This is a genomic window from Paenibacillus sp. H1-7, from assembly GCF_022354825.1.
Taxonomy (GTDB): Bacteria; Bacillota; Bacilli; order Paenibacillales; family NBRC-103111; genus Paenibacillus_S.
Map to the genome: position 1 here is coordinate 43487 of NZ_CP031168.1, position 22871 is coordinate 66357.

Consider the following 22871-nt stretch of genomic DNA (forward strand, 5'->3'; position numbering starts at 1 on the left):
GGTGAAATTGTGGATTTCCAAACCGAGGTATGTGCAGTTGGTGTCGGACAACTTATATCAATACGTAAAGGGAGAAAAGTTAATAAGAAGGTGTTAACGAGGGAAGAAAGCAGGTACCCTGTTTTAAATATAGAGTGCTTAAGGGGAGGTGAGCCCACTGAATATGCGTCGGATGATCGAGGAATCCTTTGCAACTCGGATGACATTCTCATTGTTTCGGATGGAGCTAATGCAGGTCTGGTTGGGACAAACTTAGTAGGGTATGTGGGATCCACCATCACCAAGCTTGAAGTTTTAGATAAAAAACGAGTGAACTACCTCTATCTTTACCATTTCCTTAAAGTGAAGTTTGACTACTTAAATAACAATACAATAGGAGCTGCAATACCTCATCTTGATAAAATGCGGTTGCTTCAACTTGAAATCCCTCTCCCCTCTATGGAGGGTCAAATACATGTTGTTTCTGTATTAGAGAAGATTGAGGGGATTAAAACAAAAGAAAGAAGAAAGAATGAGTTATTTAGGGAGCTTTACGAAGCGATTTTTTACGAATTAGTTGGACCCAGTGCATCTGAATATGAGAAGTGGGATTCGCAAAAAATAAAAGATTTAGTAGAAGCTCCGGTTCGTTCAGGTCCATTTGGAAGCCAATTACTACGTTCAGAAATTCAAGAGGAAGGAGAAGTAGCTGTATTTGGTATAGACAATGCGGTAAAACGTAAGTTCAGTTGGGGTAAAGAACGAAGGTTCATTAGTATGGAGAAATACGAACAACTTAAGAGATATACCGTTTATCCCGATGATGTAATCATCACTATTATGGGGACGGTTGGATGTGCTGCTGTAGTTCCGGCTGAAATACCTGTTGCGATTACAACCAAGCATTTGGCTACATTGACGGTTGATCGTAGAAAAGTTGAACCTCAATATATAGCAAGCGCTTTTAATCATCATCCTGAAGTACATCAGCAGATTCAACAAAAGGATCGTGGTGCCATTATGAGCGGCCTTAATATTGGAATTATCCGTGAAATAGAACTAAAGATACCACCTTTAGTAGAACAACAGAAGTATGTTCATATCGTGTCACATTTGGAAAAGATTGAATTGAGTATCACTAATTCTCTTATCATTGCCAACAAACTCTATGAGGAAACGGCCCGTGAGTTCTTTTTAACGAAAGGATGATACTGATTGATATCCGCCAAAATGAAAGCAATGATTGATAATGTGGTTGACCTTTTTAGATCAGGAGGTGTAAATAGTAGTTATGTTGTCATTGAACATATTTCCTTTTTGTTTTTCCTACGAATGTATGATGAGATGTGGCCATCACTTCGTGCATATATAAAGGATAATAAGCTAGATGACGAACATTCAAGTAATGAAGAGGGATTTGCTGAAGTTAAGACCAGAGTCTCGAGTTGTGTGAAGAATCTCAGCAGTAGACATTCTCAGCAACTGAGCGTGGATTTCATGTTGGAGACTCAATTTACGGTTACGAATCCACGCATTGTAACCAGAGCTGTTCGGCTAGTCGATCAAATTTTCGATGATTTTACTACTGTTACAGATGTCGGTGATGCATTCGAATATTTGTTAAGTACAGTTACGGTTATGGGTCAAGGCGGGCAATATGTAACACCACATTCAGTTATAGAATTAATAGTCAACATAATAGATCCTCGGCCCGGTGAACGGATTATAGACCCTGCTTGTGGCACAGGTGGTTTCTTATTGTCAGCATGGGCTCATCAAAAGAGTGCGGTACAAGAAGGAAAGTTACTGGGGGCTTTACATGGTTATGATTACGACACGTTAATGGCACGAATTGCATTATTTAATTTGTTGTTTCATCATACAGGACAATTTCAAATACAAAATATTGACTCACTTTCTGTTAAAAGTTCAACGTTGATATCTAAAGATTATGATGTAGTATTTGTTAATCCACCATTCTCGATTCGTTATACTGAAAAACTTTCTGATCACATTCAAGATTCAGACTCTAGAACAAGTGATCAACTTTTTTTAGAACTATCACTCTCGCTTTTGCGCGATTCTGATCAGTCACGTATGGCTATTATTCTTCCGGAAGGAGCATTGTTTGGTAACAGAAGTGAACTACGTCGAAGAATCGTTGAGAATTTCATAGTAGAAGGTATTATTTCTCTACCCCAAGGCATGTTTAAACCTTTTACTTTGGTTAAAACGTCTATTCTTTTTATATCAAAAATTTCGGAATCAAAAAGTGATACTATAACCGAGAAGGTTTGGTTTTTTGATATTACAGAAGATGAAGCTTCGAAACCTAATATATATAAGGAAGTATTAGAAAGATGGAAATCTAGGGATGATGATTGGAAAAAGTGGAAGGAACTACGTAATGCATCAGGAACATTCCCGAATAAATTCATGTATCCTCTCGGCTGGGATCACAACTCGCACTTCTTTGTAGAGATAGATTACGTTAAAACGGCCAATTATGATCTTTCGGTAGGGAAATATCGGCGGGAAATACTTAAAGAGAGTCAGATCTTGGACCCCGAAGAGATTCTCATAGAGCTTCAAGATTTACATAATTCAGTATTAGACGATTTGAAAATACTTAAAGGGCTACTAAAAGAGCAACCGATGCGAAGAAAAATGGAGGTAGCCCCCACGATTCTTACACAAACAAATAAACCTGAGCTCTTGCCAAAGGCATCCTTAGCTGAGAACGAATCTGAAGGCCCGGTGGATATCCCTCTAAAAGCACAACACCTGTTTCAAGGGCTTTCAATCGCACAGCAAAAGTTACTAACTATATATTATCGTGCGAACAGACCATTAGCTTGCCATGAAGCAGTAAAACATCTTAGAGAAGATCTATCTTCTGAAGATGACGAAGTGAAGTTCAGTGTACAGGAAGGAACTCTAACAATTAACATGTTGGAAAATTTCGGATTACTGGAGAGAGAGCGGGTGCTACTGATGTATCCTAGAGTATCAGAGCAAGAAAAAATTCGAAATATTTTAGACTCTGAGGGTGAAACTTATATCGATCGCTGGAGAGTTCCTGATGATGTTAGGAGCTCAAAAAGTGGAGGGGAAAAATGAGATTAAAATCAATATATGTTGGTAAATATAAGCATTTGGAAGACTTTAGATATGAATTCCGTGAGATTGATTCATTAATAAATCCCGCTGCATATCGTTTTTTTATAGGTCGAAATGGGTCTGGAAAATCTGCGCTACTTGAAGCATTAGGGCTTATCTTGACGAGGGTAATTCACGACGAAAGTCCTGGGTTTGCTTTCGAAATCGTCTATACAATAACAGTTGAAAATGTTGAGACAGAGGTAAGTATATGTAATAATTTTGACTTATATTTGGAGCATTGTAAAGGTTTAAATACAATGACTATGGGAGAAGAGACAGAGCCCGAAAAAACGTACGTTGATTGCTTATCCAAGATCATGGTGACAGTCAAATCCTTGAATGGAACCTTAGAACGTTTACCTCTTAAGGAGAAGCCATTCAGTACCTATTGGACAAAATATCATCCGAAACGAATTATTGCCCAAGCATCTGGGCCAACTAGTGTGTTGGGAGATGTTTTGATGAAATCGCCTCAAGACTCACTCAAAAGCGACTTGTACGATATTAGAGATGGTATTGACAATAAGACGAAAGAATATAATCAAAGAGCAAGTCAAATTTCGATGATAGAAACAAATTTGAAAAAATTGAAAAACGAAGCTCCTTTCTTATATGTAGATGGAGACACAGCGAAGATGGTTCTTATTACAATCTGTGCGATGACAACAACCATAGAACCTCAAAAAAAATACAACGATTTAAGAAATAAGCTATTTAATGTAATAGGTTCATTTACTCCCATCTCTTTTTCTCTTATCGCAGATGAAGACCGTCTAGATAGACTAAAGAAATTGCACAAGGATACCCCCCAGTACTTAACTGGATTGGAAAGACTATTCTTGGAATGTATGCTAACAGAAGAAGAGGCGGAAGAGCACTACTTGAAATCGCTGAACAATCTGGTAACTCGTACTTTAAAGCCCGAACAAAATTTAGAAGATCTGCGTGAGGGCACAGATAAATATGATCGAAAAGCGATGTTTCACTTTATGGAGACAGAAAAAAAAGGAGGATTTTGTTATCATTGTTTCGCCTTAGATTCGGATAGGGAACCAATAGATTTCCTTGGTATGCTTCTATACGCAAAGAGAGAAGGATTAATACAGTCAGCACATATTGCATTTAAAGTCGACGATAACGGCCCTCTACTGTCTGAGGCAGCGTTAAGTGATGGTGAATATTTTTGGTTGGCTCGCATGGGGCTCAGTTTGTTGTCACGATATGAAAGAGATTCTCTATTTTTGTTTGATGAGCCTGATGTACATTTAAATGAATCTTGGAATATTGATTTTGTTCGTTTGCTTCATGAATTGACCTACACTCCTGATAACAATACACAAGAGTTTATTATCGCTACTCACTCGACGCTTGTGCTGACAGACGCCGACCCAAATCAACTTTATCATTTTGTAAGATACGATAACAAGGCACCGTACATTAAATCAAATACAATGTCACCCTTTGGTGCAAATAGAGATGAAATATCAAAAAGGATTTTTGGAACAGAGGGGTTTGTTGGTAACTTTTCTAGTCGAAAACTACAACATCTTATTGAAAAGGCACAAACGGTTGAGGAGCTGAGGGAGCTGGAAAAAAAAGTTGGTCCCGGGCTTTTTCAGTTTGCAATTCGAGATCGGATTTACGATATGGAACATCAAAATGATTAATGCCGGGAGAATAAAAAATGTTGCTTGAAATGAAACAACCAGCTTGCAGCAGAGATTTTTATGTTGTCGCAAATTTCATTATACGTGTTCTGAATTATGCTGAAAAACATGCAGGACGACCATTTGATGAAGCACTCTTTAGACAGTATTTTGGTGGAGAAGCTCAGTGGTATTTGCGCTATACTGGAATCGTGAGGAAGGGGCTAGAATCTCTATTTCAGCTTAATTCAGACGAAATAGGATTAATTCGCGACACTTTTAAACACGATTATGCTTTCCACAAAAAAAGATGGGATATAAATTATCGATTTAAATCTGTTTCTTTACCACAACCATTATTTAATGTATTGAGAGACTTTATTGAGCCCTTTTTCACCTCAATATTTTGTGATGGTTCATTTAGGAATCTTAAAGGACAGCAAACTGCTCGCTTAGACAGAAAGACTTATTTGGATCAATATAGATCGATTAACCACCACAATAGCCATGTTTGTCCTACCTGCCTTGGTAGCATTGGTATACTTAGTGGATTGCTATTAGCTGAGAACGAGCATTATTTTCCAAAGTCAAAATACGCAGCATTAGCATTTAGCCCCAATAATTTAATTCCAATATGTAGTGAATGCAATTCTCCTCAGGTACACGGATCTACGGATCCTATTGAAGACCATAATATGGCGAACATAACAAACATTTATTTACCTTATTATCAAACTGCACTTGGTCATATCAAACTAAATTTCGAATTTGGAATGGGACTATTTCATGTTACAATTACCCCGATTCTGGAAGGTGACGTAATTAATATTGAGCGGATCAAACGAATGAATATTTTATATAAATTAGAAGATAGATGGTCGGAGCGAATTACATTAAGATTTGGGTTAATCAAAACTTCTATTATGAAATATACCAAAGGTGATCTAACAAAAGAAAATATAGAAAAAGCCTTGTGTTACCGTGAAGACGTATGTAAACCACATATTACCGATAACTCCGACGCATTTTTAGAGATGGAATTTGTAAAATGGCTTCGGACAGTCTATATTAATAAACTGCTATTATCATTTAATTAACTAAGACCCACTCTAATCATTATTGATAACAACAAATATTTTCGCTTAGCAGATGATACGCTGAACCGTATCATAAAGAGGGAGAAATACCTTATCTCACCTCCTCTAGGCTGGTTCCGAACTTGGGACGTGAGCAGGTGGAACACCTCAGAACCTGAAAACAAGGAAATGGGCAGTATAACTGAACAGGCCGAACGGATAAGGAAGGTCTAGGGATGGACCTGTATATATCCCAGGTTGGAGATGCGACACTTCATCCTGCCGTTAAGACTGTCTTATTGCCGTTATAAGTAGTAATCACCTCACCACAACTTCCAAAGGGAAGCCACAAATAGTGTCTGTAACTCTAATTAATTCTGCAGCATAGAATAACAATTAGTTCAACAGACAAACCAAAATATGTGGAATTATGACTAGTTTTACTATCAAACTCTCAATGTGGGAGGGCAAATGCTTAAATGGTAAACTCAATGCCAGGGCGGAGACTTGCTGTAGTCGATACTAATTTCCCGTGGAAGCAAAGTGGATTTAGATATTGGGAAAATTACGAAATACACCGGCTGCGGCCGGATACTTTGTTCTTTGCCACAAGCCCATTTACGGATTGGAGGGGCTTCCCGGTATCGGATAGCTTCCCGGCGAAGGTCCATCCTATCTCCCAGCTTGTTGACCAAATTTATTCCGAAAAAATAACCGATATTTATTGCGTCTTTTTGAATATGGCTCTCAGCTTGGTCGGCAATACCTGCCTTCCTAACGGTTATAGGGTTCTCGGGTCTAATAACGAGCTGAACATATTGCCGGTAATACAGGATCGGCAATTAAAGCTTCATACAACCATCTATCCAGGCGGTGGCTTGGCTGTAGACACCCCGATTGAGATTAGCAACTTGGACTCTTATTATTCTACGATCTTTTCCAACGTTCAAGAGGTGCTTAAAAAATTCCCCGGCAGTATTTATGTTCCCGGTATGATCAACGCAGAGTTTTACAGTCTTCTCCCAAAACCGATAACTCCGCCGATCCGATTGGTATTTTCAGCCCATCAGGGTCTGCGTAAAAATTTCCCGCAAATGGCTGAAGCTTTCAATCAGCTTGACGAAAGCTTTCATCTTGATATTGTAGGCGACTGGGAAAACTATTTGCATTTGTTGAACAACGATAACTATACCTTTCACGGTTTATTGAATCCTGAGGAGGTCCGGGATATATATCATCAAGCACATGTGTTCATTAGTTGCAGCACATCGGACTTTTCGGCGATGGACGGATTTCCAACTACGGCTGCCGGCGATGCCATGTCGACCGGATGTCTCTTGGTTTCAAGCAATCCTCGTCGCGATAGTTTTATGTTGTTAAGCGATTTTGACTATCTTGAAATCACCGAAACCAGAAAACTGGTCGACATACTATGGTGGATTAAGGATCATTTCAATGAAGCGGTGGCAATCGCCGTTAACGGCACCCATAAAATCAGATCCCATTTCGATTCCAAGGTAGTTGTATCAAGAAAACTAGAGGCTATGGGATTAATTTCAAAGTGAATCTAAAATATCAGTGCCGGCTTCTTAATGCAGTTTTTGAACCCAAAGGTAGTGCTATTTACAATGACGGTCATTCCAACCTTTATAATGCCCCATTATAGTGCGGTTCCTGCGGTGACGGTAAGTATTGTTGCGATTACTTTGATCGGTTTTTCTGCTTTTATAACGTGGGTTCTATTCGGTACGATCTTTAAAGAGTTTTTACAGAAGCACAATAAGATAGTTAGTGTAGTGATGGCCCTATTGCTGGTTTATGCTGCTATCATGATCTGGATGTAACTTAAGCTTAGGTAGAGGTGCTGAAATGGATCGATTTCTTTATAAAAAATCCGCAGGGATCACTGCATTGTCAGCAAGCATGACGGAATTTATGTACAAAAAGCACGCTCACAAGGAGTATGCAATAGGCGTAACACTGCGCGGCATTCAACATTATCACATCGATGGCAGCTTGCAATTGTCACATCAAAATGGCGTTATGCTGTTCAATCCGGAGCAGGTACATGACGGGATGGCTCATGATAAGTCGGGGTTGGATTATGTGATGCTGTATATTGATCCGCAAATGCTCATAGAGGGGGCAGGGAAAAAGGATATTGTGCGTAAGCCTTGCTCAAGCAATTTTAAACGAGCAAGATGAGGCGTTATGCAGTGAATTGTTCTTATCCCTCACCGGTAGTCTTGTTCAAACGAATCTTTCTTCGGACGTCAAAAGTGATAGCGCAATAATAAGAAAAGCAAAAGAAATGATTCATGCCAACCTAGAGCATGTGCTCAAGCTGGATGAGATCTGTACAGAGCTTGATGTATCGAAATTTCAGTTTATCCGGCTATTTAAAACTCATACGGGCATTTCACCTTATCAATACTTCCTTAATTGCAAAATAGAACGTGCCAAGCAGGTAATCGAAACCCATAGAGATGTTTATGCAGCCGTAGCGGCATGCGGTTTTTTTGATTTAACCCACTTGAACAAACACTTTAAAAGCGTATATGGAACAACCGCACTCGAATATATCTCCCATATCTATTGAAAAAGAGGCTGCTATCCGCCAAAGGATAACAGCCTCTTCCACTCATCGCGACAAAATCAAACGGTCCGTTTCACTGCTTCAATAAACGCCTTTACATTTGGTGAATTCCGGTTTTTCATCTGGTACGCCAAGTACAGGTCGTTATGAACGGTACAGGACGGATACATAATCTTGACCTTGCTGCGATATAAATGATCATCCAGCATGAACGTAGGAAGCAAGCTGATTCCCGCGCCATGCTCGATGGCCTTAAGCACGCTGTGCAGATCGGGCACGACGTGGGTAGGATGCGTTTGCGGGCGTTTCTGGAAATGCTCGCGCCAAAAGCGGCGGATGATGGGCAAATCCAAACCATAGCTGATCCAAGGCTGGGAGCATAACCACGCTTCAAACGACGCCTTGTCGGCAAAAGCCGGCTCAACGTAATCAGGAGATGCCACCAGCGCAAACTCCTCCTGCATGTACGGGATATATTCGATGCCAGGGGCGACAAGCTTTTGCGACATGACGATGACGTCGACCTTTTCCTCCAGCAGCCAGTCAAGCAGCTTGGAAGCGACACCGAGAGAAGCAATAACTCGCATCTGGTAGCTGCCGATATGTGGAGCGATCTTTTCCCGAAAAAACTCATGTGCAGACCCAATCCGAAGTATGGGCAAAGAAGTGGCCGTGCTGTTCTTGAGGGTCTGAGAGGTTTCTTCCAAAGCCTCGATGAGCGGCACCACCTGTGTATACAGCGCTTTGCCTCGCTCGGTCGGAATCATTTTGCGGGGAGCTCGTGTAAACAAGGGTTCACCCACCTCGGCTTCCAGAGAAGCCAAATGCTGGCTCATGGCCGGCTGGGTCATCATCCTTGTTCTGGCCGCTTCCGATACAGAGCTATGCTTGTAGATGCAAATAAAGCTTCGGTACCACTCAAAGTCTACCATGTTAGCTGCCCTTCCTTAGTTTCTGATACTGTGCTCCCCATATTGTAAACAAAATTCCGATAACCGTCACAAGTGAAGCGACCCAAGGTACGGCTGACAGTCCTCCTGCAAAGCCCGCATCAATGACGATCCCCCCGATATAGGCACCCAGAGCATTGCCCAGATTAAAGGCCGCGATATTCAATGTCGAGGCGAGTGTCGGAGCTTCTTTGGCCGTGTTCAGCATGTGCAGCTGCAGGCCTGGGACGGTACCGAATGCTGCGACTCCTAATACGAATACGGTGATCAAGGTAAGGAGCTTATGCTGATCCGTGAAGCTAAATACCGCAAGGATGATCGCGAGCAAAGCAAGGATTCCAAGCAAGGAGGGGAACAGGCTGCGGTCCGCCAATTTGCCTCCGTAAATGTTCCCGATCGTAATCCCGACCCCGAACAGGACGAGGATGTAGGAAACCGAGCCAGGTGAGAAGCCCGTAATATCGACCAGGATGGGCGAAATGTAAGTAAAAGCTGTAAACACGCCGCCAAATCCGAATACGGTCATCAAGAGAGCGATATGAACCGCAGGGCGTTTGAGTACCCCGAGCTCTTTTTGCAGGCTGGATACTGCACTGGCAACCTTTGGGACGAGGATGACAATCCCGATCAGCGCAATGATCCCAATCAACGTGATCGCCCAGAACGTAGAGCGCCAGCCGTACGCCTGTCCGAGATAGGTTCCAAACGGCACTCCCAATATATTAGCCAGTGTCAGTCCGGTAAACATGATGGCGATAGCGCCAGCACGCTTTTCCTTGGGAACTAGCTCCGCGGCAATGACCGAGCCGACTCCGAAGAACGAACCGTGGGTAAGTGCAGCCAAGATGCGGGCCAGCATCAACACCGTATAATTCGGTGCGATAGCGGCGAGCGCATTTCCCGCGATAAATAGTATCATCAGAAATAGCAGAAGTGCTTTACGCGGCATTTTGTGAGTTGCCACTGTAATGAAGGGAGCACCGATCGCGACCCCCAAGGCATAGCCCGTAATAAGGAAGCCGGCCATGGGGATAGAGACCTTCAGACTGGCTGCCACTTCTGGAAGCAACCCCATAATGATGAATTCCGTCATCCCGATAGCGAATGCACCGAGAGTGAGCGCGTAGATGGCGAGAGTCGAGCCTTTGCGAGAAGACTGTGCCGCCTGTTCAGAATGATGAGCCATTTGTTCCGTTATCATGATAGGGTGTGCCCTCCTTTTGTATAAAGTAAGGAGGCTGATCCAAGTGTTCAATCAGTCTCACGTATAGTATTAGCTTAATTTGCTCAAAACTGCTTTGGTAACAGCGAGCGTAGATTGGGGATTTTGTCCGGTAATGAGGTTGCCGTCGACTTCTACATGGGAGCTCCAGTTGGGTGCCGCTACGAAAATCGCTCCCAGATCGCGGATCTTGCTCTCCAAGAGGAAAGGCAGGGAAGAGCCCAAGCCTGTCGCTGCTTCTTCTCTATCCGTAAAAGCATTCACGCGCTTGCCTGCAACCAGCGGCTGTCCATCGGACAACGTCGCGCCAACGAGACCGGCAGGGCCATGGCAAACAGCGGCGACGATTTTTCCGGCTTCATAAAATTCACGAAGCAATTGCTGAAGTGGTTGGTTATCCGGTAGATCGAACATCGTGCCGTGACCGCCGGGCAGGAAAATCGCCTCGAATGCTTCTGCCGTTACCTCTCCAGCTTACGGGTGTGCTCCAGATGCTTGGCAGCGTCCAAGATGGCTTGCGGTGTTTGATCGTCTACACTGCCCGGATCAATCGGACCAGCGCCTCCTTTGGGGCTTGCTACGGTAACTTCATAGCCGTTTTCTTGGAACCCCAGATAAGCCTCCGCGAATTCCGACAGCCAGATTCCCGTCTTTTTGCCTTCCTGCATATCGGTATGATTGGTGACAACCATCAAAATTTGTTTTCCCATTGATATGGCCTCCTATGTTGTTGAACTGTGGTTACAGGTGCTATTGTAAGACCGCATTATCAATAAAACAAATTATGTTTTTTGTACATATCCATAAAAAAAATTATACCAATAATAGCAGTTCTCCCGTTCTAGGCTTTGGCGTAAGCGACGATGATGCATAAAGCAGTATGAGACGGAACGGGGAAGTAAATAATAACAGAGTAGTTGAACGCTTCCAAAAATATAGGTACAATAAAAAAGGGCGAAAGATTGGATGCTTTTGCCTTAATGTAAGGATGATCGTTGTTGGAACCCAAAACAGTCCAATTGGAACTAGCCAGTCATGTCGGAAGGCTGCTTAGAGAGTCGTTCGGGAAAGGACCGCAATCGATCTTCGTAAGTATTCGCCGGCCTTTTGTTGTATTTCACTTTAGGGGCCTATTGTCACCTACGGAAAAAATACTTCTTGAGCAGGATCAGGTTATTCCCATACAGAATACAAGAGACTTGCTAATGAAGTCGCTCATTCCTGAGATTAGAGCATATACGTCCTTAATAGCGGGCATTCACTTTCGGGAATTTTACTACGACTGGGGGCTTCATAATTTATCAGGAGTATTCGTAGGGATTGAATCGGATGAGGACAGCCTGCAAGCAATCAAGCAAGAGGGGTATCCCGGAAAAGAAGAGCTTCACCGGGAAATCAATGATATTAGTCATCTGGTGCAGAAGACCCCGGAAGAAACGTATTCCTGCATGCTTAACGGTCGTATGCTCCTAGTGATCCGAAACGGCATTCTGATCAGCATTGAGAAAGAGTTGATCCGGCATGGATTTGAAGGGAATTTAAAGGTGGCGAAACGAAGTCTGGAAAAGAGCCATTTGCATAACAACAATCATCTCGAACCCATCTTGAAAACGAAAATAGTTGATACATTTGTAGATTGGGACTTTCAGTTTGACAAAAGCGTCATCGTTTTCGTGCTAAATCCTAATCAATAGAAGGTAGTAATGGGCCAGAGATAGCGCTGGACATAAGCCTGGATAAAAGTTGCGAATAGCAGCTTTTCTTTAGGCTTTTTTTATACTCTTCCTATGGATATAGGATTAGGGATTGCCGGCTCATGTGATTGATGGAATGGCTTGAACTAAATACGTCGAAAGGAGTACCGTACATTGTCTGAATCAGATGGAAATAATCAGGTAAGCGAGTCCGACCTGAGACTGGACCGGTTGGCTTCTGTGGGTCAAATCGCAGCGGGAATCGCACACGAGGTCAAAAACCCGCTAACCGCGGTAAAGGGCTTTCTCCAGTTGCTAAAGGAAGAATCGCCGCATAAGTACCTCGACTATGCCTATACCGAGCTGGAGAACGCACTTTCCACATTGCAAAATTTATTGCACGTCTCTAAGCCCGATTTGGAAAACGAGCCTTTCGATTCGATTAATCTCTGTTCCGAATTGGAGTCCTTACTGTATCTTTTTCAAGAAAGATCGTATCAAGTCTCTATTCAAAAACAATTCTTGGATACGGATACAAGAGTGTATGGTAAGAGGAACCAGTTAAAAAAAGCTTTTTTTAACCTAATTAAAAATGCCTTTGAAGCTATTTCGGACAGAGGGACCATCACTATTAAGCATTATAAAGCCGATGGCAAATTAATGATTAAGGTTTCGGATACCGGGAGCGGGATACCGGAGGAAAAAATAAGATTGCTGGGCACACCTTTCTATACGTCCAAAACGGAAGGTACCGGAATGGGATTAACTCAAGTATTTTCAACCATTTACGAACACAGCGGGATTATTCGGGTTAAAAGCAAGGTTGGTGTCGGTACCGAATTTTTGGTACAGTTTCCTGTTCAAAATTTGACGAATGAGCTGGAGGTGGTTCCTTTGAACTTACATTATGTCCATGATCAGAGCTTTTCGCAATTTTATACGGCTAATAAAATTGATTTTTTCGAATTGCTTAAGCTGCAGGGAAAAGAGTTATTTGAAATTATCAAATCGACTGAAATCGATTCCGATTTTATCCTTGAATCGGCGAACAAGGTGGTGCTCCTGCTCAACGATCGGGACGAGCATGGCTTAATCGTGCATGCCAAGGAGCACGGGAGGAACTGGGCGAGCCATAATTTGGATTTAATATTAAAGCTTGAATGGCTTCAAATGCTGCGCAAGACCTACTGGGATTTTCTCTTTAATTATTACATAAACGTCGAACAAAGCCAGAAGCAATTTTTCGAGCTGGAGCGGCAGGTTAACTTTAATTTAGACACCTACATGAAACATTTTGCGTCTAGTTATTCCGAATATAAAAATGAGGTTCTCCAATCCCAACGCGAGGTTATAGAGGATCTGTCCCTCCCGGTTATTCCCCTTTCCGACCACATGGCCATACTCCCGATTGTCGGCAAATTAGACACACTCCGCGCCAAAAAAATCCAGGAACATGTATTAGTCCGCATATACCAATTGAAGCTCAAGCAAGTCATTATTGATTTATCCGGTGTCGTCTACATGGATACGGCGATTGTGTCGCATCTGTTTAAAATAGTGAACGGCATTATAATCCAAGGATGCAAAGCCATTATCACCGGTATACGTCCTGAGATTACGAATACTATGGTCGAATTAGGGATTTCGTTTCACGAAAAAGTAGAGACGAGGGGGTCCTTGCAGCAAGCTCTTGAGGAATACTCCAAATAGTACAAGCTTAATCTTGCTTATTATGTTTAAAATTATTAAAATAGGTGTGGGTAACAGATATGACGCTCTTGCCTTATCAACCACGTGTGAGGAACTTGCAGTTGAAGTTGAAGCAATACCAGCAGGAATAAGGATTTAGTTGGCCGTAATGAACCAGAGATAGCGCTGGACATAAGCCTGAATAAACGTTGCGTAGCAACCTTTATTTAGGCTTTTTTTGTTACTAGGTTGTAGGACAAAATCTACGGTGAATTATATTATCTTGATAATTAGGGTAAGACTATAATGGTTTTACCTAGACCGAGGATGAATCTTTTTGAATATGAATGAAAACCATTTCCAGAATGAAATTGCTAGCCACATAGGGAAAATGCTCCGAGATGCATTTGGAAAAGGGCCTCAATCCATTTATGTAAGTATAGACCGTCCGTATATTGTTATTTATTTACAAAAATTTTTGACTCCTACCGAAAAAATACTTCTGAAGCAGGGGCAAATCCGCGCCATTCAACATACTAGAGATATCGTGATGAGGTCGCTATTACCTGAAATCAAAGCTTATTTACTGCTGCTAACCGGAATGAACATTCTAGAGTTCTATTATGATTGGGAATTACATAATCACTCAGGCATGTTTGTTGGGCGTCAATGCGAGGATCCTCCATTTGGTTCCGGTTCGCAGGAGAAGTATCCAGGAAAAGAGGAGCTGCATCAAGAGATTGGCCGTATGAGTCATCGGGTCCAAAAAAAGCCGGATCATATCAGCTCCCGCATGATCAATAAACGAACGCTTCTGATCGTACGAACCGGTATTCTTATTGATCTCAGCAAAGAATTGATTCGGCTGCGGGATGAGGATCATTTAAAGCAGGCGATCAATCATCTCGAAAAAAGTTATTTGCGGGATAACAAGTATATTGAACAAATTCTGAATGTGAAGATGCTTGACGTGTTCGTGGATTGGGATTTTGAACGGGATCGAAGCGTCATCTTGTTTATTGTAAGATCGAAAGCGTGAAGTCTTGTAAGCAAGGGGAGGGCCGTTTTATAATGAGTATGGAATTATCTTAAATTGGAATGATAACTTTGTATTGCTCTTAGATGCAGGACGCCTTGTCGCAAATCTTCATCAAAACTTCATGAAACCTTCATGGTTACTTCATGATGAAAATGGTGGTTAATGCTATCATTTTTACATAACAAAAATTAAGCCCAATTTAAGGAGGAAAATACATTATGTCTCTTATCGGAACTGAAGTATTACCATTTAAAGCATCTGCTTACCACAACGGTAAATTTATCGACGTTTCTGAAGCTGATTTCAAAGGTAAATGGAGCGTAGTTTGCTTCTACCCGGCTGACTTTACTTTCGTATGCCCAACGGAGCTTGAAGATCTGCAAAACCAATACGAAACTTTGAAAGGCCTTGGCGTTGAAGTATACTCCGTATCCACGGACACTCACTTCACACATAAAGCATGGCACGACAGCTCCGAGACTATCGGCAAAATTACTTATATCATGATCGGCGATCCTTCCCACACAATCTCCCGCAATTTCGACGTATTGATCGAAGCGGACGGTCTGGCAGATCGCGGTACATTCATCATCGATCCAGACGGCGTAATTCAAGCGGTTGAGATCAATGCAGGCGGCATCGGCCGTGATGCAAGCATCTTGGTTAACAAAGTCAAAGCGGCTCAATATGTAAGAAACAACCCGGGTGAGGTTTGCCCAGCGAAATGGCAGGAAGGTTCCAAAACGTTGAAGCCAAGCCTTGATCTTGTAGGAAAGATCTAAGGAGCTGAAAGCTGATGGCACTGGACGTAGAGATCAAAGGACAATTAAATCAATACCTGCAGCTCATGGAAGGCGACGTCCTGATTAAAGTGAGTGCCGGGTCCGATGCCGTTTCCCAAGAGATGCTGGAGCTGGTTGATGAAATCGCCGGCATGTCTTCCATGATCACCGTCGAGAAAGCTTCGCTGCCTCGTACACCGAGCTTTACCGTGAACCGCAAGGGTGAAGATACTGGGGTTGCTTTTGCCGGCATCCCATTGGGACACGAGTTTACATCCCTGGTGCTCGCGCTTCTGCAGGTTAGCGGAAGACCTCCAAAGGTGGAGCAGCAGGTCATTGACCAGATTCAAAGCATTCGCGGCGAATATCAATTCGAATCGTATATTAGCTTGAGCTGCCACAATTGCCCTGATGTCGTTCAGGCGTTGAACCTGATGAGCATCCTGAACCCGGGCATTACTCATACTATGATTGACGGCGCGGCTTTCAAAGAGGAAGTCGAGAGCAAGAACATCATGGCAGTGCCATCGGTATACCTTAATGGCGAGTTCTTCGGCAGCGGCCGCATGTCGCTCGAAGAGATCCTGGCCAAGCTGGGAACGGGACCGGACGCATCCGAGCTTGCGGACAAAGAGCCGTTCGACGTGCTTGTTGTCGGTGGCGGACCTGCCGGAGCCAGCGCAGCGATCTATGCGGCGCGCAAAGGCATCCGGACCGGGATTGTCGCCGAGCGCTTCGGCGGTCAAGTGATGGACACCATGGGCATCGAGAACTTCATCAGCGTCAAATATACCGAAGGTCCTAAGCTGGTAGCCAGTCTTGAGGAGCACGTTAAGGAATACGGTGTTGACGTAATGAAGCTGCAGCGTGCCACACGGTTGGAGAAGAAGGACTTCATCGAAGTTGAGCTTGAGAGCGGGGCTGTTCTGAAGAGCAAAACCGTTATCATCTCCACGGGTGCTCGTTGGCGCAATGTCGGCGTACCGGGCGAAGTCGAGTTCAAGAACAAAGGGGTAGCTTACTGCCCTCATTGCGACGGTCCTCTGTTTACTGGAAAGCACGTAGCCGTGATCGGCGGAGGCAACTCCGGTATCGAGGCGGCCATCGATCTTGCAGGCATCGTCAAGCACGTGACGGTCCTCGAGTTCATGCCTGAGCTGAAAGCTGACGCTGTTTTGCAGGATCGTCTCTACAGCCTGCCGAATGTGACTGTTCACAAGAACGTTCAAACCAAAGAAATTACTGGTACGGACACAGTGAACGGGATTACTTACATCGATCGTGAGACGCAAGCAGAGCATCATGTCGAGCTGGAAGGCGTGTTTGTTCAGATCGGTCTTGTACCGAATACGGACTGGCTGGCCGAAACGCTGGAACGCACTCGCTTTGGTGAGATCGTGGTAGATCGTCACGGCGCTACAAGCGTTCCTGGAGTGTTTGCCGCAGGCGACTGCACCAATAGTGCTTTCAAACAGATCATCATTTCGATGGGATCCGGCGCTACTGCAGCTTTGGGAGCCTTCGATTATCTCATTAGAAATTAAGTGAATATTAGTATATACAAAAAGAGCCCCTATTTATTATGGGGGCTCTTTTTGTTTGGTGATAAAAACTACCGATGAACGCGCTCGATCATCTTCGGAAGACGCCGAAGGACGGTTTTCTCATCAACGCAGGCTTCTCCGAATAAGAAATTACCTGTCTGCCTGAGGGTGAAGATGGGCAGTCAGCCGCTTGAGCAGAACTACTGCTTCTGCCCGTGTTGCGGGAGCTTGCGGGTTGAATAAGTTGCCCGATTGGCCTTGAATGAGCTTCGCTCTATACGCAGCCTCGATATAGGCTTTTGCCCAAACGGCAATGGAGGCGTCATCCGAGAAAGTTGGCTTTGCAGCTTGTTCAGCCTTCAGTCCTGCGGCTTTGGCGATCATAACCGCTGCTTCCGCGCGAACGATTCGTACATCCGGCTGGAAGGTACGGTCTGAATATCCGTTTACGATACCGGCTCGGACAGCGCTCGCTATTGCTGGGGAAGCCCATCCGGGAATGTCTGACTTATCCGCGAAAGGCAGTTCCCAACCAGCCGGCAAATGCAATACATTGTTAAGCATGACCGCGAATTCCGCCCTGGAAATCGGTTTGTCTGGAAGGAATGTGCCGTCCGGATAGCCATCGATCCAGCCCAGTGCAGCACTTTCCCGGATTTCTGCCTCCGCCCAGTGGCCGGCGATATCCGAGAAGGTTTTTTCCTGCTGCGTCTCCACTGCCAGATGAACAGGCATGACGGCAAACAAAGTAAAGTGATCGGTTTGCCCTATGACGACACTGCCATCGGGCTTGCTCTCAATTTCTACCCATTGCTGGACCGTTTCATCATAATAGAATATCGCTGGCCGTTGATTAGCACCTAATTGGTTACTTGTCCATTGCACTTTAAGTGTAACCGGAATGGCAAACTTACCGGATACATCTTTTGTTATAGCAAAGGCATCGCTCAGCAGCTTCTGATCAGGTCCGAGCAGTTGAAGTGCTTCGCTCGTCGCGTTCCTCATAGTAATATTCATCGGCTCTGTGATAGCACCCACAGGGATCTGCAGCGTAATTCCATCGATTGTAAGGGTGTAGGCTTGGCCAGGAACTATACCATACTGACTCTGACTCGAAGGATTCCTCCGATTCGTTGTTGGAGTCGTATCGACAGGTGTTGTTGGATTCAAAATATTCGCAATCTCGATAAATTCGACTTGTTGATTGCCAGCCGAATCCGCCGCAAAGACTGTGTAGGCTCCGTTCTTTGTGACATGAAAGCTTCTTGACCCCAACAGATCCGTCCCGAATGAAGGATCCGCGAAACTGCTTGCAGTAAGCTGACCAGGCGCCCATTTTAAGGCCGTTAACGTGTTACCGGCATCTGCATTGTATACCGACGCCGACACGGTTACATCGACGCTAGGTTGATCTGAATCTTTCGGACTGTAATCCAGAGTAAGGATCGGGAGCTGCGTGACGATGTTGCTGACAGTAAACGTTTCGACCTTCGAATTGCCTGCCGTATCGGCTGCGTAAACAGTGTAGATGCCGTTTTGAGCCACATGAAAGCTTCTTGACCCCAACAGATCCGTTCCGAACGAAGGATCCGCGAAGCTGCTTGCAGTAAGCTGACCAGGCGCCCACTTCAGGGCGGCCAACGTATTGCCGGTCCCTGCATCATAGATCGATGCGGTCACGGAGACATTTACACCGGAATGGACAAGACTCTTCGGACTATAGTCCAACGTTAGGGCCGGAAGCTGCGTGACGATGTTGCTGACAGTAATCGTTTCGACCCTCGAATTGCCTGCCGTATCAGCTGCGTAAACGGTGTAGATACCGTTTTGAGCCACATGAAAGCTTCTTGAATCCAACAAATCCGTCCCGAACGAAGGATCCGCGAAGCTGCTTGCAGTAAGCTGACCAGGCGCCCACTTCAGGGCGGCCAACGTATTGCCGGTCCCTGCATCATAGACCGATGCGGTCACGGAGACATCAACACCGGAATGGACAAGACCCTTCGGACTATAATCCAACGTTAGGGCCGGAAGCTGCGTGACGATGTTGCTGACAGTAATCGTTTCAACCTTCGAATTGCCTGCCGCATCGGCTGCGTAAACGGTGTAGATGCCATTTTGAGCCGCATGAAAGCTTCTTGACCCCAACAGATCCGTCCCGAACGAAGGATCCGTGAAGCTGCTTGCTGTAAGCTGACCAGGCGCCCACTTCAGGGCGGCCAACGTATTGCCGGTCCCTCCATCATAGACCGATGCCGCCACGGAGACATCAACACCGGAATGGACAAGACTCTTCGGACTATAGTCCAACGTTAGGGCCGGAAGCTGTGTGACGATGTTGCTGATAGTAATCGATTCGACTTTGGAATTGCCTGCTGCATCGGCTGCATAAACAGTGTAAGTCCCGTTATGACTCACATGAAAGCTTCTTGAGTCCAACACATCCGTTCCGAATGCGGGATTGGCGAAATCGCTAACTGTTCTAATGCCATTAGCCCATTTCAAGACGGCCAACGTATTGCCTTTATCCTCCTCATAAACCGATGCGTTTACGGAGACATTTACACCGGAATGGACAAGTCTCTTCGGACTGTAATCAAGTAGAATAGCTGGATTTTGCGTGATGATATTGGAAACGGTAATGATTTGAACCGTTGCGTTTCCTACGTCATCCTTGGCATAGACGGTATAGCTGCCGTTACTCGATGCCAGGAAGGACCCGCCGGAAGCGATTGCCGTGCCTGCACTGGTAAAATAGGAAGCAGCGTGGGTGCCGGCAGCCCATTTAAGGATCGTTCCGTCCGACGTTACGGAAATCGTTACAGGTCCATTCGTTGGCGCTGTTGTCGAAGGTGTCAGGACTATCGACGGGACAACGCCGTTAATCAATATGTTGCTCGTAGAAGGGATTATGCCGGATAAAGTTAGCGGAACGTTAGAGCCAAGTGCTGTAATCGCTGCAGGAGCTGCTGTAGTAATCTCGCTTCCTAAAGCGATACCATCCATGTCCTTGTCGCCGGCTTGTACCGTGTAGCGGAATAACAGCTTAGCCGGCTCACCGGGCGGCTTGCCGATATATTGGGCAGCTTTAACTGTTGTGCCCACATATAGCGGAATCGTCGGCGTTCCTGCAACATCAACAGGCTTATCATAGGTAACGGTAAAATCCAGCTGCTGACCGATACCGTAAAATCCGTTGGCCGGTAATTGAACCGACTTCGGCTGCGGTGTAGGCACGATGATCGTTAAGCGGTAGAGGCCCTGCCATAAGCCGTCGGGTGATTTAACCCTTATGTCAACCGGATTATTTCCAAGCGTAAGAGCGATGTTGCTGCCGGCCGATTCGTTCACCGTGACGGTTGCGCCTGTGGCAGCAGCTGTGGCCGCTACCGTAGCTCTGGCTACAGGCGTACTGAGCGCTGCCGAATAGATGCCGTTGTTTTTATCGAAGCTGCCCATCGAAACCGATGCACCTGGTGCGGTTACCGTCAAACCGTTAAGCGAGACACTGTCTAAGGCGGTATTCGGCATCGGGTAAGTTGTGCCGTCAATGATGCCCCAGCGATGGCCGCTGCCGAACAGCCAGCCTGCGCCGGTATACGTAGCCTTTGTCATCATTTGACTCGTCGTTTTCCCGGTTCCTCCGTTTGAATTGGATTGGCGGCTGCTATCCGTATCCCAGAATGAATTGGAGACATCTCCTCCGTTGTTGAATCCGATCAAACCGCCTGTGAGGATGTCGCCGGAAACCAAAGCAGCTGAGTACGACTCGCTAACCGAGGATCCCGATTGCAACAGTTCACCGATCAGTCCGCCGACGTTTTCATTGCCGTATACGGCTCCCTGCATCGCTGCACCGCTCACGGTCATATTGTCTCCGCTGCCGACCAAGCCTCCCGCATGCTTGCTGCCGTGTACGGCTCCTTGCACTGCAGTTGCGCTGACGTTGACGTTTTCTGCGGCTCCAATTAATCCGCCAACCTTCTCGTTCCCCGTTATATGGGCGTCGATCAGGGCAATGTTTTTCAACGTTGCTCCGTTCGCATAGCCGAATAATCCGACATGATCTGACATTGGTGCATTAACGGTCATATGTGAAACCGTATGATCATTGCCGTCCAAAACTCCCGCGAAAGGGTTGGAGCTGGTGCCGATCGGCGACCATCCCGTTCCTGAGATGAAAGAGGATAGATCCAAGTCGGCATCCAGCCTGTACACTTGGCTCATACCGTAGCCTTCGGCGGGATCGCCAATTTTGGACAACTGAGTGGCCGTTGTGATGCGGTGCGGATACTGGGTCGTACCGGCATCGCGATAAACCGTTAACTTGTACTCAGCGTACGATCCGTCTGTCGCTGTAACTTTAATTTGAAATTCATTTTTACCCGTGGAAAGCGTAAGGGTCTTCGAGTCGGCGCCCCCGTCAACCGATACGGAGGAGGTCCCTGTTACCGGAGTACCGGCAACGACGATCTGACCGGTTTTGTTGACGACCTGTAAGGAGTAGACACCATAATCGCTGGCAAAAGCACGGTCTAAAGGCAGAGTAGAGTTATCGCCTGCATCTTTAACCGTGAGTGAGGCTAACGCGACATTCAAATAGTCATTGCGGTGCAGCGGGTAGGTGCTCTCTTCGATCATCCCCCAGGTCGTAGTAAAATCCCATCCGGCATAGGTCGCTTTGCGTTTCATCTCGACTGTGGTCTTGCCTGTCCCGCCGGCAGAGTCGCTCTTCCCGCTTGTCTGAGTATCCCAATAAGATGATAAAATCGCGGTGTTACCATTGAAGCCGATCAGACCGCCGGAGGCCGGACCTGAGGGGACTGTAAAGGTCGAATACGATCGAGAAACGGTGCCGGCAATTCCGTTGCCTGTACTATATCCAACGAGTCCGCCGAAGTTTCCCCCAGGAGATGAACCGAGAAGCATCGTTCCTTCCGCATAGTTATCCGCTAGTGTGTTTTGGCCGCTGTAGCCTACCAAACCACCAGTAGATCTGTTTCCTGTAATGGTCCCTTGTACGGAAGAATTCGAGAGAGTGGATGCCGTCATTTGTCCGGCAATCCCTCCAACATAAGAATGTCCACTGATCATCGCATTGTCCAAACGTAAATTCGAAATCATAGCTCCGTCAGCATACCCGAACAATCCGACGTAATTTTGGTTAGGCCTGTTTATGGTCAGATTTCGGATCGTATGCCCATTGCCGTCGAATTTTCCTTTAAACGGATCGGATAAATAGACGCCTATCGGATCCCATCCTTGGTGATCGCCGTTGTCGAAATCCGCTAGGTCAATATCCTGCATGAGCATATAGTTCCCCGATAGATTGCTGCTCATAGCACTGAGCTCGCCCGGGGTGCTGATGGGGATCCATATGTCGGCTGCAGCCGCATCCCGAGCAGGCAATAGTGAGCCCGAAAGCAGCGATACGAGCAGTACCATCACCAGCACCATGGAAACTCGTTTCTTGTTCATTCTTGTCGCTCCTC

The 22871-nt window shown here is 45.3% G+C and carries 13 protein-coding genes and 2 pseudogenes; 11 read left to right on the plus strand and 4 right to left on the minus strand.

Annotated elements, in window-relative coordinates:
- Nucleotides 1-9 precede the first annotated feature (9 nt).
- The 6 genes and pseudogenes from DVH26_RS00245 to DVH26_RS00270 all read left to right on the plus strand — a co-directional run bounded on the left by DVH26_RS00245 (nt 10) and on the right by DVH26_RS00270 (nt 8462).
- Nucleotides 10-1188: a restriction endonuclease subunit S gene (locus DVH26_RS00245; protein WP_239630609.1), complete on the plus strand. Its 1179-nt coding sequence runs from the start codon at nt 10-12 to the stop codon at nt 1186-1188.
- A gap of 6 nt (nt 1189-1194) precedes the next feature.
- Nucleotides 1195-3099: an HsdM family class I SAM-dependent methyltransferase gene (locus DVH26_RS00250; protein ID WP_239630610.1), complete on the plus strand. Its 1905-nt coding sequence runs from the start codon at nt 1195-1197 to the stop codon at nt 3097-3099.
- On the plus strand, nt 3096-4808 hold the full coding sequence (locus DVH26_RS00255; RefSeq protein ID WP_239630611.1) for an AAA family ATPase: 1713 nt from the start codon (nt 3096-3098) through the stop codon (nt 4806-4808). Before DVH26_RS00250 ends, DVH26_RS00255 begins: the two co-directional genes overlap by 4 nt.
- A 17-nt stretch (nt 4809-4825) precedes the next feature.
- Nucleotides 4826-5884 carry a hypothetical protein gene (locus DVH26_RS00260; RefSeq protein WP_239630612.1) on the plus strand — a complete coding sequence of 353 codons (1059 nt, stop codon included), beginning with the start codon at nt 4826-4828 and terminating at the stop codon, nt 5882-5884.
- Nucleotides 5885-6342: 458 nt separating this feature from the next.
- Nucleotides 6343-7428: a glycosyltransferase gene (locus tag DVH26_RS00265; protein ID WP_239630613.1), complete on the plus strand. Its 1086-nt coding sequence runs from the start codon at nt 6343-6345 to the stop codon at nt 7426-7428.
- A 304-nt stretch (nt 7429-7732) separates the two neighbouring features.
- Nucleotides 7733-8462: pseudogene (locus DVH26_RS00270) on the plus strand (helix-turn-helix domain-containing protein).
- Nucleotides 8463-8518: 56 nt separating this feature from the next.
- Here the strand turns inward: DVH26_RS00270 and DVH26_RS00275 are convergent.
- The 3 genes and pseudogenes from DVH26_RS00275 to DVH26_RS00285 all read right to left on the minus strand — a co-directional run bounded on the left by DVH26_RS00275 (nt 8519) and on the right by DVH26_RS00285 (nt 11341).
- Nucleotides 8519-9391, minus strand: a complete 873-nt coding sequence (locus tag DVH26_RS00275) for a LysR family transcriptional regulator (protein WP_239630614.1) — start codon at nt 9389-9391, stop codon at nt 8519-8521.
- A 1-nt stretch (nt 9392) separates the two neighbouring features.
- Entirely contained in the window at nt 9393-10610 is a 1218-nt protein-coding gene (locus DVH26_RS00280; RefSeq protein ID WP_239630615.1) for an MFS transporter, read from the minus strand.
- Between the two features lie 72 nt (nt 10611-10682).
- A pseudogene (locus tag DVH26_RS00285) lies at nt 10683-11341 on the minus strand (type 1 glutamine amidotransferase domain-containing protein).
- A gap of 288 nt (nt 11342-11629) precedes the next feature.
- On the opposite strand from DVH26_RS00285, the gene DVH26_RS00290 reads away from it, so the two are divergent.
- The 5 genes from DVH26_RS00290 to ahpF all read left to right on the plus strand — a co-directional run bounded on the left by DVH26_RS00290 (nt 11630) and on the right by ahpF (nt 17379).
- A complete protein-coding gene (locus tag DVH26_RS00290; RefSeq protein WP_239630616.1) occupies nt 11630-12325 on the plus strand; it encodes a Na-translocating system protein MpsC family protein in 696 nt (231 codons plus the stop codon).
- A 240-nt stretch (nt 12326-12565) separates the two neighbouring features.
- The gene (locus DVH26_RS00295) at nt 12566-14035 is read left to right on the plus strand and encodes an ATP-binding protein (protein ID WP_239630617.1); all 1470 of its coding nucleotides are present in this window, start codon (nt 12566-12568) and stop codon (nt 14033-14035) included.
- Nucleotides 14036-14357: 322 nt separating this feature from the next.
- Complete coding sequence (locus tag DVH26_RS00300; protein WP_239635613.1) at nt 14358-15053, plus strand: Na-translocating system protein MpsC family protein; 696 nt, start codon at nt 14358-14360, stop codon at nt 15051-15053.
- A gap of 218 nt (nt 15054-15271) precedes the next feature.
- Nucleotides 15272-15835: an alkyl hydroperoxide reductase subunit C gene (ahpC, locus tag DVH26_RS00305; protein ID WP_239630618.1), complete on the plus strand. Its 564-nt coding sequence runs from the start codon at nt 15272-15274 to the stop codon at nt 15833-15835.
- A gap of 14 nt (nt 15836-15849) precedes the next feature.
- On the plus strand, nt 15850-17379 hold the full coding sequence (gene ahpF / locus DVH26_RS00310) for an alkyl hydroperoxide reductase subunit F (RefSeq protein WP_239630619.1): 1530 nt from the start codon (nt 15850-15852) through the stop codon (nt 17377-17379).
- Between the two features lie 150 nt (nt 17380-17529).
- Here ahpF and DVH26_RS00315 read toward each other — a convergent pair whose 3' ends face one another.
- Nucleotides 17530-22857 (minus strand): S-layer homology domain-containing protein, encoded by a 5328-nt coding sequence (locus tag DVH26_RS00315; protein ID WP_239630620.1) that lies wholly within the window; start codon nt 22855-22857, stop codon nt 17530-17532.
- Nucleotides 22858-22871: the final 14 nt, after the last annotated feature.

Bases quoted from the DNA above. Each gene is read 5' to 3' on its own strand.
- DVH26_RS00255 (WP_239630611.1), top strand. From the start codon at position 3,096: ATGAGATTAAAATCAATATATGTTGGTAAATATAAGCATTTGGAAGAC.
- DVH26_RS00260 (WP_239630612.1), top strand. From the start codon at position 4,826: ATGTTGCTTGAAATGAAACAACCAGCTTGCAGCAGAGATTTTTATGTT.
- DVH26_RS00265 (WP_239630613.1), top strand. From the start codon at position 6,343: ATGGTAAACTCAATGCCAGGGCGGAGACTTGCTGTAGTCGATACTAAT.
- DVH26_RS00275 (WP_239630614.1), bottom strand. From the start codon at position 9,391: ATGGTAGACTTTGAGTGGTACCGAAGCTTTATTTGCATCTACAAGCAT.
- DVH26_RS00280 (WP_239630615.1), bottom strand. From the start codon at position 10,610: ATGATAACGGAACAAATGGCTCATCATTCTGAACAGGCGGCACAGTCT.
- DVH26_RS00300 (WP_239635613.1), top strand. From the start codon at position 14,358: ATGAATGAAAACCATTTCCAGAATGAAATTGCTAGCCACATAGGGAAA.
- ahpC (WP_239630618.1), top strand. From the start codon at position 15,272: ATGTCTCTTATCGGAACTGAAGTATTACCATTTAAAGCATCTGCTTAC.
- ahpF (WP_239630619.1), top strand. From the start codon at position 15,850: ATGGCACTGGACGTAGAGATCAAAGGACAATTAAATCAATACCTGCAG.
- DVH26_RS00315 (WP_239630620.1), bottom strand. From the start codon at position 22,857: ATGAACAAGAAACGAGTTTCCATGGTGCTGGTGATGGTACTGCTCGTA.